The following is a 15,197-nucleotide window of genomic DNA, read 5'->3' as shown; positions in this document are numbered from 1 at the left end:
CGAAGACTCCCGGCAGCGATCAGGAGGGCCGCGGGATGTCCTCGGTGCGTCGTCGTGCCCGCTCCCACGGCCACGTCATCAGGGCCCACACCGCGAGAATCAGTGTCGTCGCGCTCAGTAGGTACAGCGGCCAGGGACCCAGAACGTCCAGAAGGGTCGCGGTGGCGGGCTTTCTGTTGAGGAAGCCGTAGTTGGTTCCGGCGACGCGGTTGAACGTGAAGGTCACTGCCGCCCAGACGACGGTGACCAGGACCGTGAACCGGTAGCTGCGCCACCGGGGCCGCATCCTTCGACCCCACGTCAGATAGATGGCCGCCCAGACCACGAGCAGGTGAATCGCCCAGAACGCGAGGAACTGGTAGTGGGGGAAGTCCGGGCCGGTCAGAACAGGTGAGATCAACGCCTGGGTGCTCAGCACGAGTCCCCAGTAATACGTGAGCGCGTAGGCCCACTGCGCCAGGGACCACAGGGCACAGGCCGCCGCCACGGTCGCGAGATCGGTCAGGCGCAGCGGTACCGAGCCGTCGATCGTGGGCGGAATCGAGAAATGAACCAGCGTCGCGCCGTATATGGCGGCCGTCAGCACCGCAAGGACTCGGCCCAGGCGCCGGGCTTGCGATTCGGTCTGCCTCCGTCCGAGCCAGACCAGAACCGCGGCCCCCACGACGAAGAGCGCGATCATCGCCCAGTACGACGGGCCGTACGCCGTGAATTCCCTGTCCGATGAGAACACTCTCGATCAGCTCCGCACCGTCGTCACACGAAGTCGAAAACCGGTGGGAGAACGCCGACCATCAACGCCGCCCACACGCCGAAGACGGGAAGGTAACGGGTCTGCCAGCGTTCGGTGGAGCTGAATCCGCGGCGGCCACGCAGGAACCCGAGGATGAGATGAGCCGACCACGTCAGGTTGACGAGGAGGACCAGGTTCATTCCGAGTGCCGCCACCTTGTTCGGGGTGAAGCCGAATTCCGCGATGCGAGTCAGCATGGCGAACAGCATCAGCAGGTCGACCGCGAGGGCACTGACGACGAGGACGAGTTGGAGGCGGTCGAACAGGTCGGGCGGCAGGTAGGGGTCACGGGCCGAAATTGCGTACAACAGCAATCCCAGGACGACGACGAGGATGAGATCCATCAGGATCAACAGGTTTCGGTCGACGTCGACGACGCTGCCGGTCGTCGCGAATGCCGTCAGCAGCACCAGCAGCATGAGTGTCGTCAGCGGGGTGAACACGCGGGTGAGGACAGGGGCGATGTTCTCGACCACATTTTGTTTCGCCTCCACGAGCCATGCGGCGACGATGACCGCGCCGGCCGCTCCGAACGGCAGCACCCAGTCCTCGATGAACCACTCGACGCTCAGGCCGAGCGCGTCGAACGCACCGATCGTCAGGCCGATGAGGACGCCGCCGCCGAGGGCGAGGAGGGTCAGGTAGACGACCCATTCGCCGGTGAAGCGGATGAAGTCCATTCGCCGCCGGTCCGATCGCCACTGACCGCCGACATATGCGAGGCCGACGGCGAACCACAGCGCGATCGGTGCGTGGATCGCCGCGATCACCTCGGTGGAGCCGTTCGATGCGAACGGGAAGACGTTCAGCAGTACCGCCGCCAGCGCGAACGGCACCAGCAGTACCGCGGCGAGGCGGGGTGTCATCTGTCGCTTCCAGGCGAAGTATCCGGCGAGGAACGGAAGAACGAACAGGCTGAGATTGCGCGCGAGGTCCTGCTCGTCGAGTGTCGCCACGCCTGCCTTGACCGACAGTGCCGCGCCGACGGCGAGCCCGAGAACGACGAACAGCTCACGTGTGGGGCGAGTGCCGTCGCCATCCGACGCGGCGGGCATGAGGACGAGTTGCTTCCACAGCCGATCGGAGTGCTCGCGAGCGAACTCGCGGGAGATGTCGTCGACGTTGCCCATGCGTTTGACCGCGACCAGGAATGCCTCGTCGGTCCTCAGCCCGGCGGCGGACAGGTCCGAAATCTGATCACGGAGATGGTCTTCCATCTCGTCGGTGTCGGCGGCGGATATCGCGTGACGGCGCTCGACGTAACCCCGCCACTGACCGATCTGCGATTCCAGCTCCTTGTCGGTATCCATCACGACCATCCTTCGGCGGTGGCTGGGGGTAGTTGGACGGAGCGCCACACCTGGCTCAGCGCGTCCGCGACGACGTCCCATTGGGCGCGTCGTTCCGCGAGCATCTCCCGGCCCGCAGCGGTGATCGTGTAGTGCTTGCGCCTTCGCCCGCTGTCGGAGGCCCCCCACGACGCCGACACGTACCCCAATCTTTCCAGGCGATGCAGGAGGGGGTACAGCATTCCGTCGGTCCACTGAATCCGCCCGCCGGACAGAACGTTGACTCGTTTCAAGATGGCGTACCCGTAGGACTCGCCTTCCGCGAGAATTCCGAGCACGAGGGGAGTGGCCGAAGCCGCCACCAGATCCTTCTCGATATGCATAGAACCCCTATCCCTAGATCTGCTAGTCATTAAACTAGCAGAGCGGATCGGGGGTCGGTGCGCAGCTCGCGGAAGCCGAAAGCGACAACCTGGGGTTGACGCTCGCTGTGCGTCAACCTAGAGTTGACGCATGGAGAATTCGGATCGCACAACCCCACCCATCCGACTCGACGAGCTCATCGACGCGATCAAGAAGGTGCACGCCGAGGCTCCGCTCGAGCAACTCACCGACGCGGTCCTCGCCGCCGAACACCTCGGTGAACTGGCCGACCATCTCATCGGCCACTTCGTCGACCAGGCCCGCCGCTCGGGGGCATCGTGGACCGAAATCGGAAAGAGCATGGGCGTCACGAAGCAGGCCGCGCAGAAGCGGTTCGTCCCCAAGGATCCTGGGCAGGCCTCCGACCTCGACCCGAATCAGGGATTCAGCCGGTTCACTCCGCGCGCACGACAGGTGGTGGTGATCGCGCAGAACGAGGCCAGGGCGGCACGCAACGCCGAGATCCTGCCTCAGCATCTCGTCCTCGGACTCCTGGCCGATCCCGAAGGACTCGGCGCCCGGGCGATCGCCGCGCAGGGCGTGGAACTGGATTCGGTCCGGCACGCCGCGACCGCGACGCTGCCCCCCGCCGCCGAGGAGGTGCCCGCACTCGTTCCCTTCGATGCTCAGTCACGCAAGGCGCTCGAACTGACGTTCCGTGAGGCACTACGTTTGGGGCACAACTACATCGGCACCGAGCACATCCTGCTGGCCCTGCTCGAGGTCGAGGACGGGGTCGGTGTGCTCACCGGACTGGGTGTCGACAAGGCTGCCGCCGAGGAGAACATCGCCGCCAACCTCGACGCCATCGTCGCCGCCCGCGAAAAGGAGTGACCTCGCAGGGGCTCCCTCACCGCCGCGGTGCTCAGGTGAAGGGCGTCCCGCCGGTGACGCCGAGCACTTCTCCGGTGACGTAGCTGGATTCGTTCGATGCGAGGAATACGTACGCCGGTGCCAGTTCGGCCGGCTGGCCGGGTCTGCCCAGAGGCACGTCGTCCCCGAACTGCCGATAACCGTCGGCGGGCATCGTCGCGGGGATCAACGGCGTCCAGATGGGCCCAGGTGCAACGGCATTGACCCGGATTCCCCGCTTCGCCACGTCGGCCGCCAATCCCTTGGTGAAATCGATGATCCCTGCCTTCGTGGTGGCGTAGTCGAGAAGCCCGGGTGACGGATTCATCCCCTGGATCGACGAGGTGTTCACGATCGTCGATCCAGGATCCATGACCGCGACGGACTTCTTGCACAACCAGAACAGCGCGTAGAGGTTCGTGCGCAGGACACGGTCGAACTGCTCGGTGGTGATATCGGCGATACCACCCGTCTGCACCATCTGAAAGGCCGCGTTGTTCACGAGAATGTCGAGACCGCCGAGTTCACGGACCGTCAGGTCCACGAGAGTCTGACAGTGGTCCTCCGACGTGATGTCGCCAGTCGCGACGACGCCTCGTCGTCCGGCCTCTTCCACCAGTAGCACGGTCTCCCGTGCATCCGACTCCTCGTCGTCCAGACAACTGACCACGACATCCGCACCCTCGCGAGCAAACGCGATCGCCACCGCTCGCCCGATGCCCGAATCCGCGCCGGTGATCAGGGCGCGGCGACCATCGAGGCGACCGCTTCCCCGATAGGACTTCTCGCCGTGATCCGGGGCGGTCACCATGTCGGAGGTCAGTCCCGGGTGCGGCAGCTCCGGTTGGTGTTCGCGATCGGGGGCGGGGTACTGCGTAGTGGGATCCTGCCGGGCGTACTGGTCGGTCATTCTCGTACCCTTCTTCGTCTTCTGTCGAATCGGCAAGCAGGACTGATAAGTTCGCCGAATCAGAGGCGCTTCCCGCCACGCTTACCCCTTCCTGAGCACCCGGAAACCGGCTGCATCCGCGACCGGAAGCCGTGCGTCGACAGATCAGGGCAGGGGGCCGGTTTCCGACAGTGCGGTGTTTCCGCGTAGGCCGTGAGCGTCTTTGCCGGGGGAGGCGCCGAACAGACGGCGGTATTCGCGATTGAACTGTGAGGGGCTGTCGTAGCCGACGTGATCCCCGACGCCGGCGACGTCACCGGGGTGACCGGGGGAGTATCAACGGGATGTCACCCCTCAATTCGCCGGCAATATCCGCCGAACCGCGCGAATCGAGGCCGCCGGGATCGCCGGATTCCACACCTCGCGATCAGAGTAGGACCAGGCGTACGTCGGACTGCCGTCGCAAATGCAGTCGAGTAGTCCCGGCTCGTCGAGTTCATCGGCCGACCATTCGTACAAATGCTGCAGCCGCGGCCCGATCAGACCGTAGTCCAGCATCTCACCGACGTTGTGCTCAGCGGCGACATACGCCGCGACGTCGTCTCCGAGGGGATATCGGTCGGGAAGGACCCGAGAAAGGGACAGGAAGATCCCGGTCATCGAGAGGCGAGGATCTCCCAGAATGGGGCCGGCCGGCGCGAGCCGCCCCAGCGCCAGACGCGGCGCCGCGACCAGGGCATGGGCGTAGAGAACACGGAGCAGTACCACGTTGAGAAAGAAGCGCTCCGGACGGCTCTCGGTACAGGCAAGGTCGCGATGGTCCAGGTAGGCGGAGGCAATGCTCGCATTGTGGGCCCGGTACCACGTACGTGCGGTCGGATCGGCAACGAACAGCATCCACAGATCGACCGTGTGCGAGGACGGCGTCCCTCCCATTCCGCCGCTCCGGGCGCCGGCCTCGCAGCCGTCGCGCATCAGCCGTTCGTTGACCGCTCGCCACCACGGACTGCCGGGCGGCATCGCACCGAGCGGCGCCAGCACGCCGCGACCGATCTGCCAGCGCATGAACGACAGTGCCGCCCGGCGGAACGGCAAGTGCCGGGGTGCGTTGCCGATCGGACCGTGATAAGTACGGGCGATCAGCGCGAGTCGAGCTGCAGGATCGTCACGCACAGCGTGGACCTGATCGACTGCCCACTCTGCGGCGGAACGTCGCGAACTCACGCTCCCTATTGTCGGACCCGCCGGTCCGAGGAGGAAGGGTGCGATTTCTACTCGGCCGCCTCGCCGGTCGGCCGCTGATCGGTTGCCGACACGGAGAGAGGTAACCGGCCAGGCCTGCCGAGGCGCCGAAGCCATCGTGCCGAGACACGCGCGGGACTACGGTAGCTCCTCGACGGTCACCCATCTCGGGTCTATCCCGGCCCGAAATCCCTTCCACGACGGATGGCGGAGCCGCCGGTCCAGGGTGAACTCGCGGTACTCGACGGTGCCGACGAGAATCGGTTCCACCCAGCGCGCGTGAGTGGCAAGCTCATCGGGAACATGATTGTCGAAGGGGCTGGTAGGGCGCTCGAGTGGCCGGAGCAGCATGAGCGTTCGGCGCCGGTGGGATTCGGTGAAGCCGGAGCCGACGTGCCCGACGAATATCAAGCCGACCTGGTCCGCGTGGGCACCGACGATCAGCGACCGCAGACCGCCGCGGCTGGTCGCTTCCCACCCGCCGACGACCACTTCGGCGCTGTTGCGTAGCGGAGTTTTGATCCAGTCCGGTGAGCGGCGTCCGGGGCGATAGGGCGAGGTCATTCTCTTGGCGACAATTCCTTCATGGCCGTGCGCGTCGGCCAACCGGAGCATGTCCTCGCCGTCGACGTCGACCCAGTGTGGCGGGACCTGCAGAGCCTCACCCTCCAGACCGAGGTTCAGGTCGGCCAGGAGTTGTCGGCGCTCGAGGTACGGCCACCGCAGGATCGGCGCCCCGCGGTGCACCAGCAGATCGAAGATGTTAAAGGCGACCGGTACGGCGCGCTGCAGCGCGGCCGGTGGATTCTGGATGGGGGTCCGCTGTCGGAGCAGGTCGAAGCGCGGTCGGCCGCTGCCGGCAGCGGGCGCGACGATCTCACCATCGACTGTTACGCCTCGGCCTGGTTTGATCTCGGAGAGTCCGGCGGCGATCTCCGGGTATGCGGCGGTGATGTCGGCGCCGTCGCGGCTGAACAGGTGCACCGCGGCCGGGGTGACGGTGGCGACGGCGCGTACACCGTCGAATTTCATCTCCACCGCCCAGTCGTCTCCACCCGGCGGTGAGCCGAGCGTCGCGAGCATCGGTTTCACCGGGCGGAGAGGTAGTGCGGGCTGATGGGCGGGCACAATGCTGATTCTCCCCCCTCGTTCTGCCCCGGCGCGGCATCGCCCGGATCGACGTCAGGTGGATGCCGATCACCCTCGCCACACTCCACATCCCGCCAGAACTGCCGACCCCAGCTATCTCAGCGATACGGTCGTCGGAGCACGCGACAAAAAGCCGCCCACCGACGCTAATCAGTGTTTCTGGCGTGCTGGCGGTGCCGCTCGCGGAAACGAGCGCGGTGCCGCTCGAGGACGACGACGTCGGTATCGCGGAGAGCCTGCCGTTGTCCGCGGGCGATGGCGTATCGCACGGCGGCACTGCGCCGCCGCAACATCTGTGCGTGGGTGGCTGCGAAGTCGTCGTCGAACAGAATCGCTGCGGCCTCGTCGCATTCGATCAGCACCCACTCGTACGCCAGCCGGGCCGGGGCAGCGTCGTCGAAGAACAACGGCATCACCGTGTCGTCGACCAGGTGGAAGGGAATGCGCGCGATTCGGTACTGGAGGCGGCCGAGCGCTCGTGCCGCGGCTGCGACTCCCATGCATTCGATGGTAAGTGGTACGACGTGCACGCGGTATCAATTCCGCTGCCTCACAGTCGGACCGGGTTCCTTGTGAGCGGCCCGCCGCTGAGCCCGCCGACAATTCCGCTGCTGAGGATCGACACGCAACCAGGTGTGCCGACAATCGACCGGATGGTGTAGCAGACAGTGGACACACTATGCGACCACGTCGAGCACACTGGGCAGCTCGCATGCTCCGCGGAAGTGCTGGCGGCTCTGCGCGGGCGAATTCCCACACCGGAGGGGAGCGCGGCCTAGGGTCGGAAGCATCCGGTCTTCGTCGGCGTCGTAGAAGGAGGTGACAATGTCACCTGCGACTCTGGTGTGTCTGCCGTACGCGGGGGTGGGCGCGTCCTTCTTCCGCGATTGGCAGAGTTGTGCGCCGCGTGGACTCGACATCCTCCCCGTGCAGCTACCCGGCCGCGAGGAACGCTTTGGTGAGGACCTGCTCACCTCGGTCGACGCCGCCGTCCACGACATTGCGCCGCGCGTGCTGCCGGTCCTCCGGGAGTCTTCCGAGGTGGCCGTGTTCGGGCACAGCCTCGGTGCGGTCCTGGCCTATGAGCTGGCGCATCGCCTGACCGCCGACGGAGGCGTCGCGCTGACCCGCCTGTTCGTGAGTGGATCGCCAGGTCCGGCGACCGTGCGGGAGATCCGGGCGTCGTCGTTGGCGGATGAGGAATTCCTCGACCAGGTGGGTGAGCTGGCCGGGTACTCCCACCCTGCGCTGGCGAACCCGGAACTGCGCGAGCTGCTGTTGCCCGTCGTCCGGGCCGACGTCGAGATGCACGAAAACTATCGGCCACCACCACATCCACCGCTGGACGTCCCGATCACCGCCCTCCGAGGGCGGGGTGATCACCTCGTCGGTGCCGCTCAGTTGGCGGAGTGGGCGGCGACGACGACCGCGGGGACGTCGGTGATCGAGGTCGACGGCGGACACATGTACCTGACCGAGCACCCGCACGCGCTGGTACGGCTGCTTGCCGCGCAGCTCGCCGAGGACGCTCGGTGAGCGCCGACCTCGCCGGAAAGACGGCCTTCGTGACCGGCGCAGCGCGGGGTATCGGCCGTGCCTGTGCCGTCGAGTTCGCGGCGGCTGGGGCCGATCTCATGCTCGTCGACATCACCCGGAATCTGGCCGGGGTGCCATACCCCCTCGGTTCGCAGAGTCAGCTCGACTACACCGCGGAGTTATGCCGCGAGCACGGTGCGACGGTTCTGACCCAGGCGGTGGATGTCCGCGAGCTCGCAGAGATCACGGCAGCGGTGCAGGTCGCCCACGAACGATTCGGTCGCCTCGACGTGCTGCTCAACAATGCGGGAATCGCCGCACCGTCCGGAAAGGTCGCGCACGACATCACCGAATCCGAGTGGCGTCTGATGATCGACGTCGACCTCTCCGGGGCGTGGCGGACCATCGCGACGGCCGGACGGATCATGGTCACCCAGCGCAGCGGAAGCATCATCAATGTCGCCTCGACGGCAGGGCTCGTCGGGTACCGCCACTTCGCCGGGTACGTTGCGGCGAAGCACGGCCTGGTCGGCCTCACCAAGGCCGTCGCCCTCGACTATGCGCCGAGCGGGGTCCGGGTGAATGCGCTGTGCCCGGGATCGGTGCGGGACAGCAGCGAGTACGAAGGGCGGATGCTGGCGGAGATCGCGCGCTCCCTGGGTGTCGGCGTCGATGAGCACGAGTCGGTTTTCGTGCAGGCCCAGCCGACCAACAAGCTCGTCGAACCCGGCGAGGTCGCGGCAGCGGCGCGGTGGCTCGCGTCCGACGATGCGCGTGGAGTCACGGGTGCCGTGGTGACGGTGGATGGCGGCTTCACGGCCCGGTGAGAACGATGAGTCCGTGTCCGCAGGCCCCAGTCGCCGCGCGTCTGTCGACTACGATTGCTTCATGCACCAATCTCCTTGGGGGAGGTCTGGACCGGTGCGCACGGCGTTCGGCCATGCGATGACGGTGCGGGTGCCCCGCGGAGTGAGCTCGGACATGCTTGCGGTGCGGTGGGGTACGGCGTCCCGTTGCTGGTGGGAGCGCGCGACCAGGCCGACGCGGCTATGGGTGGTGGATGTCCCGGCCGGTTCGGCGTCGGAGGAGGCACGACGCCGGCTTGCCGCCGAGTGCCGGCGGCCCGTCGCTGTCGATGGTCCGGCGGTGCGCGCCGTCGTGATGCAGTACCTCGACCAGGTGGCCGATCTGGTCGTGATTGCCGACCGCCGTGATCTCGACACTGCCTCGCTCACGCTCGTGTGTGACGTGCTCGTCGGCGCGCGCGACGCCGACACGGTGACCGCGAATCCCGTGGGTCGACATCGGCACGGTCGGGCACTGGGCGGATGGAGCGCGGAGGTACTGCGTTCCTCCCACCCGCTGGTCGCGGCCCGTGAGGATATGACGGCGACGGTGGCCGCTGCCGCCGCGGTGGTGACCGGTAGGCGTGACGACCTCTCCGCGGTGACGGTTCCGGTGTGGCGGGTCGACCGGACGCGGCCGCCACGAACGCTCGGCGGATTCGAGAGCTGGGTCGACCTGGCCTTCCACACTTCCCTGGACCGCACTCTGGCCGAGCTGGTCGAGGAAGTGAAAAGCTCACGGCAACATGAGGTCTCGTGGGACTTCGCGAAGAGTGGAGAAATGGGCAGTACGGCAACCGGGGTGCTGGGGACGGTTACGCGTGACTCCGGACGTGAGTACCTCCCCTGCCAGACGGCACCGTTTCCACTGACACTCGTACCGGTGGTCGACACCGGCGGGCGCGTCACACTGGAGGTCTACGCCGACCCGGTGACTGTGGACGCCGACACGGCGGCGCGGTTCGGGCAATGGGTCGCCCGGGTGGTGGACGGACTTCGCGACCCGTCACCGGGACGACGTCGTGTGTTCGGCGCGGCGGTGGCACCGGTGGGTGCCGGTGTGCGAGCGCCTGTCTCCGGCGGGAGGATCGAGGATCTCGTCGTCCGGCACGCTCACGAGCGTCCCGACGCGGTCGCGGTGACCCATGGCCGGCGCACATTGACTTACCGTGCACTCGAGGAGCAGTCGGCCTGGATGGCGCGAGGTCTTCACGATCGGGGAGTCGGCCCAGGGGACCGGGTCGGAATCTGTGTGGATCGGTCGGTCGACCTCGTCGTGACGATGCTTGCGGTGTTGCGCAGCGGTGCGGCGTTTGTTCCGATGGACGTGCGGCATCCTCCGGATCGGCTCGCATACACGGCGCGTGATGCCGGTGTCCGATTGGTCGTGACCGAGTTGGAGGGCGAAGTCCGGTGGGCCGGAGTACCGGCGGTGACGCCGGCGGAGTTGCCGGGATCGGTATCGGGCCCGGGTGAGGTGGATTGGGCTGTGGGAGGCGACGGCGCCCCCGCCTACGTGGTCTACACGTCGGGGTCGACGGGTCGGCCGAAAGGCGTGGTGATTCCGCATCGTGCCGTGCCGGCGCTGATGTCGGCCACCGCAACCGAATTCGCGCCGACTCCCGGGGACACCTGGTCAATGTTCCATTCGCCCGCCTTCGATTTCTCGGTGTGGGAGATCTGGGGCTCGTTGTCGACCGGTGGCCGACTCGTGATCGTGCCGTACTGGATCTCGCGGTCCCCAGTGGAGTTCCACACATTGCTCGCCGACGAACGCGTCTCCGTCCTCAGTCAGACGCCGTCCGCATTCGTCCTCCTGGCCGCGGCTGACCGGGATCTCGAGCCGCTGTCCGCGCTCCGCCTCGTCGTGTTCGGCGGTGAGACTCTCGACCCCCGGGTGGTACTGCCGTGGCTCGACCGGTATCCGGAATCACGATGCCGGTTGGTGAACATGTTCGGGACGACGGAAACCACCGTGCACGTCACCGCGCACACCGTGACGCGGCGCGACGCCCTGACCGGGTCGCGCACGGTGGGGAAACCACTACCCGGCTGGGAGACGGCGGTCGCGGACGAGTTCGGCGATCCTCTGCCGAACGGTCTGACCGGTGAGATCTACGTCGGCGGGGCCGGTGTCGCGCTCGGGTACCTCGACCGCGCCGGACTGACGGCCTGCCGCTTTGTCGCTGCACCCGGCGGGTCCCGCTGGTATCGCACGGGCGATCGCGGAAGAATTTGTGGCGACGGCAGCCTCGAGCATCTCGGTCGCGTCGACGCCCAGGTCCAGATTCGCGGGTTCCGTGTGGAACTCGACGAGGTGCGTTCCGTGCTCCTCGACGATCCCGTCGTCACGGCAGCGGCCGTGGTGCCCTCGGGAAGGTCGGAAGACCCGGCCGGAATCGCGCTCGACGCCTACGTCGTTCCGGGCGGGTCCGCTGCGGCCGGGGAGACGGAGACGGTCGCAGCGATACGCGAACGCGCGGCCCGATTCCTACCGGAGCACATGGTGCCCCGTTCTATCACCCTGGTCGACGCTTTGCCGCTCACCATCAACGGAAAGCTCGACGTGGCAAGGCTTCCCGATCCGGTCCTTCGGTCTCTGCCGCTCGATGTCGTCGAACCGCAGGACGGTGCCCCCCTCACTGATGGTGGAACAGCGCACATGCTCACCGACATCTGGGAGTCGGTGCTGGGAGTCCCGGTGTCGCTGGACGACAACCTCTTCGAGCTCGGAGGGAACTCACTGTGCGCGATCAAGGCCGACGGCATGATGCGGCGGCTCGGCCTTCCGGCCCTCCCGATGCGGGAGCTGTACCGGCACCCGAGCATCCGCGGAATCTGCGGCACTCTGGCGCGGCTCTACCCGCCCCGCCCGGATACGTAGTTTTCGACGAGCATGCCGATCGCACGTGCTGGTTTCGGTTGCATCATGTCGTTGTGTCCGCACTCGACGTGTTCTTCCTGCACGGTGCCGGTGATCGAGTCGCCCCATCCGTCGTCGACGGACGGCGCGCTGCCGGCGCGGGGACCGACGACCGCGGTGATCAGAAGCGCGTCCCCGCGAAAGACTCTCGGGGCGAATCGCGTCGACAGCCGGGTCGACCGGTCATATCCCTCGGCGATGCGCCGCAGCTGGTCTGCCGTCACGGCGGCTGCGGGACCGTAGGCCTCGCCGAGGCGGTCGTGGGCGTCGGAGTACGTGAGCGGTCGGGCGTCGTCGCCGGGTCCGACGTCGACCCCCAGCCCACGCAGAAGGTCGCCGACGTCCAACGGGTCGGGTTCCGCAGTCGGTTCGCCCACGTAGCTGTCCAGGAGCACGAGGGACGCGACCTCCTCACCCCGGTCCTGCAGCTCGGTGGCCATGGCATGCGCGATCAGACCGCCGAGCGACCAGCCGAGCAGATGATACGGTCCCGCCGGCTGGACGGCACGGACCTCGTCGAGGTATCGGTGCGCCAGGTCCTCGATCGAGTCGTAATCGGGGCCGCCGCCGAGGGAGGGCAACTGCAGTCCCCACACGGGCCGGTCCGGTGAGAGATGGCGCACCATGCCGGTGTATGCCCACGCCAGGCCCATCCCGGCGTGGACGCAGAATAGAGGTGCGAGCCGGTCACCACGGCGCAGCGGCACGACAACCCGGAGAGCTTCGTCGGTGGTGCCGGGCACTTCTGTGGCGAGGCGGGCCGCGAGCCCCGCGGGAGTGGGGTCCAGGAAGAGGGCCGGAAGCGGCACCGGCCGGCCCAAACGGAGCTGCAGGCCCGCGGCGACGCGGACCGCGGACAGTGACGTGCCGCCGAGCGCGAAGAAGTCGTCCTCCACTCCGATCGGGCGGTCCTCGCCGGTGTCGACGACTTCCGCGAAAGCCTCGACGACGGCCCGCTCCACGGCCGTAGACGGTGCACGGAATCGTTCGGGCCGGGGACCGAACTCGGGTTCGGGGAGGGCCGAGCGGTCGAGCTTGCCGGCCGGGGTGAGCGGCACCTCGTCGAGTACGACGACCGCGGCGGGAACCAGATACGGCGGAAGCTGCGCGGACAACGCCGTGCGCACCGCACTCGCGTCGACGTCCGCGCCGTTCGCACCGCGGACGTAGGTGACGAGTATCGGTTGCCCGTCCGGACCGGTTCGCCCGACGGTGGCCGCGAAACCGATGTCCGCGCGCGCCGTGAGGATCGAATCGACCTCGCCTGGTTCGACCCGGAATCCGCGCACCTTGATCTGGAAGTCGGTGCGGCCGAGGTGTTCGAGCGTGAGGTCGGGCCGGGTGCGTACCAGGTCACCGGTGCGGTACATCCGCGACCCGGGGGTGGCGAACGGGCAGGCGACGAAATGGGTCGCCGTCGTGGCGGGGCGAGCGTGGTAGCCGCGGGCCAGGCCGGGCCCTGCCAGGTACAGCTCACCCGGGGTTCCCGGGGGAACGGGATGCAGCCGGGCGTCGAGGACGGCGGCGGTGAACCCGCGGACGGGGCGCCCGATGGTGACGGGTTCCGCCGGTGCCAGTGGTTCACTGACATGCGACCAGATCGTCGTCTCGGTCGGACCGTACAGGTCGAGCATGCGTCGGCGGGGCGCCCATCGCCGGACCAGGTCGGTCGGGCACGGTTCACCAGCGACGGCGAGGACCCGCAGCGAGTCGAGTCCCGCCGGTTCGAGCGTGGCGAGCGCGGTCGGGGTAATGAACGCGTGGGTGATCCGCTCAACGGCGAGGATGTCCGCCAAGGCCGCCCCGCCGTAGGTCAGCGGGGGTACGAGCACGACCTGGGCACCCGCACAGAACGCCATCGTCAACTCGAACAGCGACGCGTCGAAACTGGGGGACGCGAGGTGCGAGACCCGCGCATCGGGCGTGACGTGGAGGTGGTGACGTTCTTGCTCGAACAGGTTTGCCAGACCCCGGTGCGACACAACCACGCCCTTCGGGGCGCCGGTGGACCCGGACGTGTAGATGAGATAGGCGGGGTTGTCCGTGCGCAGCGGAGCTGTGCGGTCGAGGTCGGTCACCGGCGTGGCAGGAAGGTGCCGCATCTGCGTCTCGAAGTCGGGATCATCGAGCACCAGCCACTCGACCGTGTCGGGCAACTGTGCGCGATACCCAGCGACGGTGAGGCCGAGCACAGCGCCGGCGTCGGCGAGCATATGGGCGATCCGGGTGGGCGGATACGTCGGGTCGACGGGTACCGACGCCGCACCCGAGCCGGCGACCGCCCACACGGCACGGACCCACGCGATCGACCGCGGCAATGCCAGGGCGACGAACCTTTCCGGTGCGGCACCCCGAGCGATGAGCAGCCGGGCGAATTGCGCGGAGTCGGCGCCGAGTTGGCGATAGGTGAGCGTGCGACCGGCATCGGACACGGCCACCCGGTCGGAGTGCCGCTCCGCCGCCCCGGCCAGCAGGTCGGGCCACACCCGCGCCGGGAGGCCGGGCGGTCCGGAGACAGGTGCGTCCTCGTCCTCGTCGCCGAGCGTGAGGTCTCCGACCGGGTCGTCCGGGTCGGCGACGACCGCCGCGACGAGACGGGTCAGACGATCGGCGAAGCCCTGCACGGTCGCGACGTCGAAGATGTCGGTGGCATAGGTGAATCCGGCGGCGATCCCGTCCGGTGCACCGGACTCGTCGAACGTCTCGGCGACCACCAGTTCGAGATCGACCTTGACGACGGGCGGCGTGTACTCCGCGACCGTGACGGTCAGGTCCGGCAGCGTGATCTCTGGTCGCTGGACGCTCTCGAACTCGAGGGACACCTGGAACAGCGGTGAGCGGGAGGTCGACCGCGCCGGATCCACGGCCTCGACGACGCGCTCGAAGGGCAGGTCGGCGTGCAGGAAGGCGCCGAGATCGACGTCCCTGGTGCGGTCTAGTACCTCGGTGAACGACCGGGAGCCGTCGACAGGCGTGCGCAGGGCGAGTGTGTTGACGAACATGCCGACCAATGGGTCCAGCCGGGGATCGGGGCGGCCGGCGACGGGGGTGCCGATCACGATGTCGGAACTGCCGCTGAGGCGGGCGAGGAGGACGGCGAATACCGCGTGAATCGCCATGAAGAGCGTCGAGTTGTTCTGCCGCGCGAGCGCCACTAGTGACCGGTGCAGGTCCCGTCCGATGTGGAACACGACCCGATCCCCGTGGTGGGTGCGGTGGGTGGGTCGGGGTCGGTCGGTGGGGAGGGGGAGGGTGT

At 67.7% G+C, this 15,197-nt stretch carries 12 protein-coding genes; 4 read left to right on the top strand and 8 right to left on the bottom strand.

What is annotated here, in order from left to right; translation table 11 throughout:
- Nucleotides 1-19 precede the first annotated feature (19 nt).
- The 3 genes from QM693_RS19405 to QM693_RS19395 are packed head-to-tail and all read right to left on the bottom strand — an operon-like array spanning nt 20 to nt 2,465.
- Nucleotides 20-733 carry a YwaF family protein gene (locus tag QM693_RS19405; RefSeq protein ID WP_283353170.1) on the bottom strand — a complete coding sequence of 238 codons (714 nt, stop codon included), beginning with the start codon at nt 731-733 and terminating at the stop codon, nt 20-22.
- A gap of 23 nt (nt 734-756) precedes the next feature.
- On the bottom strand, nt 757-2,103 hold the full coding sequence (locus QM693_RS19400) for a permease prefix domain 1-containing protein (protein WP_283334213.1): 1,347 nt from the start codon (nt 2,101-2,103) through the stop codon (nt 757-759).
- On the bottom strand, nt 2,103-2,465 hold the full coding sequence (locus tag QM693_RS19395) for a PadR family transcriptional regulator (RefSeq protein WP_283353169.1): 363 nt from the start codon (nt 2,463-2,465) through the stop codon (nt 2,103-2,105). The genes QM693_RS19400 and QM693_RS19395 overlap by 1 nt, the downstream gene beginning before the upstream one ends.
- A gap of 130 nt (nt 2,466-2,595) precedes the next feature.
- Here QM693_RS19395 and QM693_RS19390 point away from each other — a divergent pair, with 130 nt between their 5' ends.
- Nucleotides 2,596-3,339 (top strand): Clp protease N-terminal domain-containing protein, encoded by a 744-nt coding sequence (locus QM693_RS19390; RefSeq protein WP_280784263.1) that lies wholly within the window; start codon nt 2,596-2,598, stop codon nt 3,337-3,339.
- Between the two features lie 31 nt (nt 3,340-3,370).
- Here the strand turns inward: QM693_RS19390 and QM693_RS19385 are convergent, their stop codons facing one another.
- From QM693_RS19385 to QM693_RS19370, 4 genes are all read right to left on the bottom strand, one after another.
- Nucleotides 3,371-4,267, bottom strand: a complete 897-nt coding sequence (locus QM693_RS19385; RefSeq protein ID WP_283353168.1) for an SDR family oxidoreductase — start codon at nt 4,265-4,267, stop codon at nt 3,371-3,373.
- Nucleotides 4,268-4,600: 333 nt separating this feature from the next.
- Entirely contained in the window at nt 4,601-5,311 is a 711-nt protein-coding gene (locus tag QM693_RS19380) for a hypothetical protein (RefSeq protein WP_283353167.1), read from the bottom strand.
- A gap of 315 nt (nt 5,312-5,626) precedes the next feature.
- Nucleotides 5,627-6,616: a non-homologous end-joining DNA ligase gene (ligD, locus tag QM693_RS19375; protein WP_283353166.1), complete on the bottom strand. Its 990-nt coding sequence runs from the start codon at nt 6,614-6,616 to the stop codon at nt 5,627-5,629.
- A gap of 167 nt (nt 6,617-6,783) precedes the next feature.
- Nucleotides 6,784-7,137 (bottom strand): hypothetical protein, encoded by a 354-nt coding sequence (locus QM693_RS19370; protein ID WP_280784267.1) that lies wholly within the window; start codon nt 7,135-7,137, stop codon nt 6,784-6,786.
- A gap of 325 nt (nt 7,138-7,462) precedes the next feature.
- Here QM693_RS19370 and QM693_RS19365 point away from each other — a divergent pair, with 325 nt between their 5' ends.
- The 3 genes from QM693_RS19365 to QM693_RS19355 all read left to right on the top strand — a co-directional run bounded on the left by QM693_RS19365 (nt 7,463) and on the right by QM693_RS19355 (nt 11,902).
- A complete protein-coding gene (locus QM693_RS19365; protein WP_283353165.1) occupies nt 7,463-8,173 on the top strand; it encodes a thioesterase II family protein in 711 nt (236 codons plus the stop codon).
- Complete coding sequence (locus QM693_RS19360) at nt 8,170-9,000, top strand: SDR family oxidoreductase (protein WP_283334217.1); 831 nt, start codon at nt 8,170-8,172, stop codon at nt 8,998-9,000. Before QM693_RS19365 ends, QM693_RS19360 begins: the two co-directional genes overlap by 4 nt.
- A 94-nt stretch (nt 9,001-9,094) precedes the next feature.
- The gene (locus QM693_RS19355; RefSeq protein ID WP_283353164.1) at nt 9,095-11,902 is read left to right on the top strand and encodes a non-ribosomal peptide synthetase; all 2,808 of its coding nucleotides are present in this window, start codon (nt 9,095-9,097) and stop codon (nt 11,900-11,902) included.
- On the opposite strand, the gene QM693_RS19350 is transcribed toward QM693_RS19355, so the two are convergent.
- Nucleotides 11,878-15,197, bottom strand: a 3,320-nt coding sequence (locus QM693_RS19350) for a non-ribosomal peptide synthetase (protein WP_283353163.1), incomplete at its 5' end; no start/stop codon positions are given. The genes QM693_RS19355 and QM693_RS19350 overlap by 25 nt on opposite strands.

The organism is Rhodococcus sp. IEGM 1305 (assembly GCF_030058635.1).
Lineage (GTDB): Bacteria > Actinomycetota > Actinomycetes > Mycobacteriales > Mycobacteriaceae > Rhodococcus_F > Rhodococcus_F opacus_D.
This window is presented reverse-complemented; position numbering and strand designations above follow the sequence as displayed.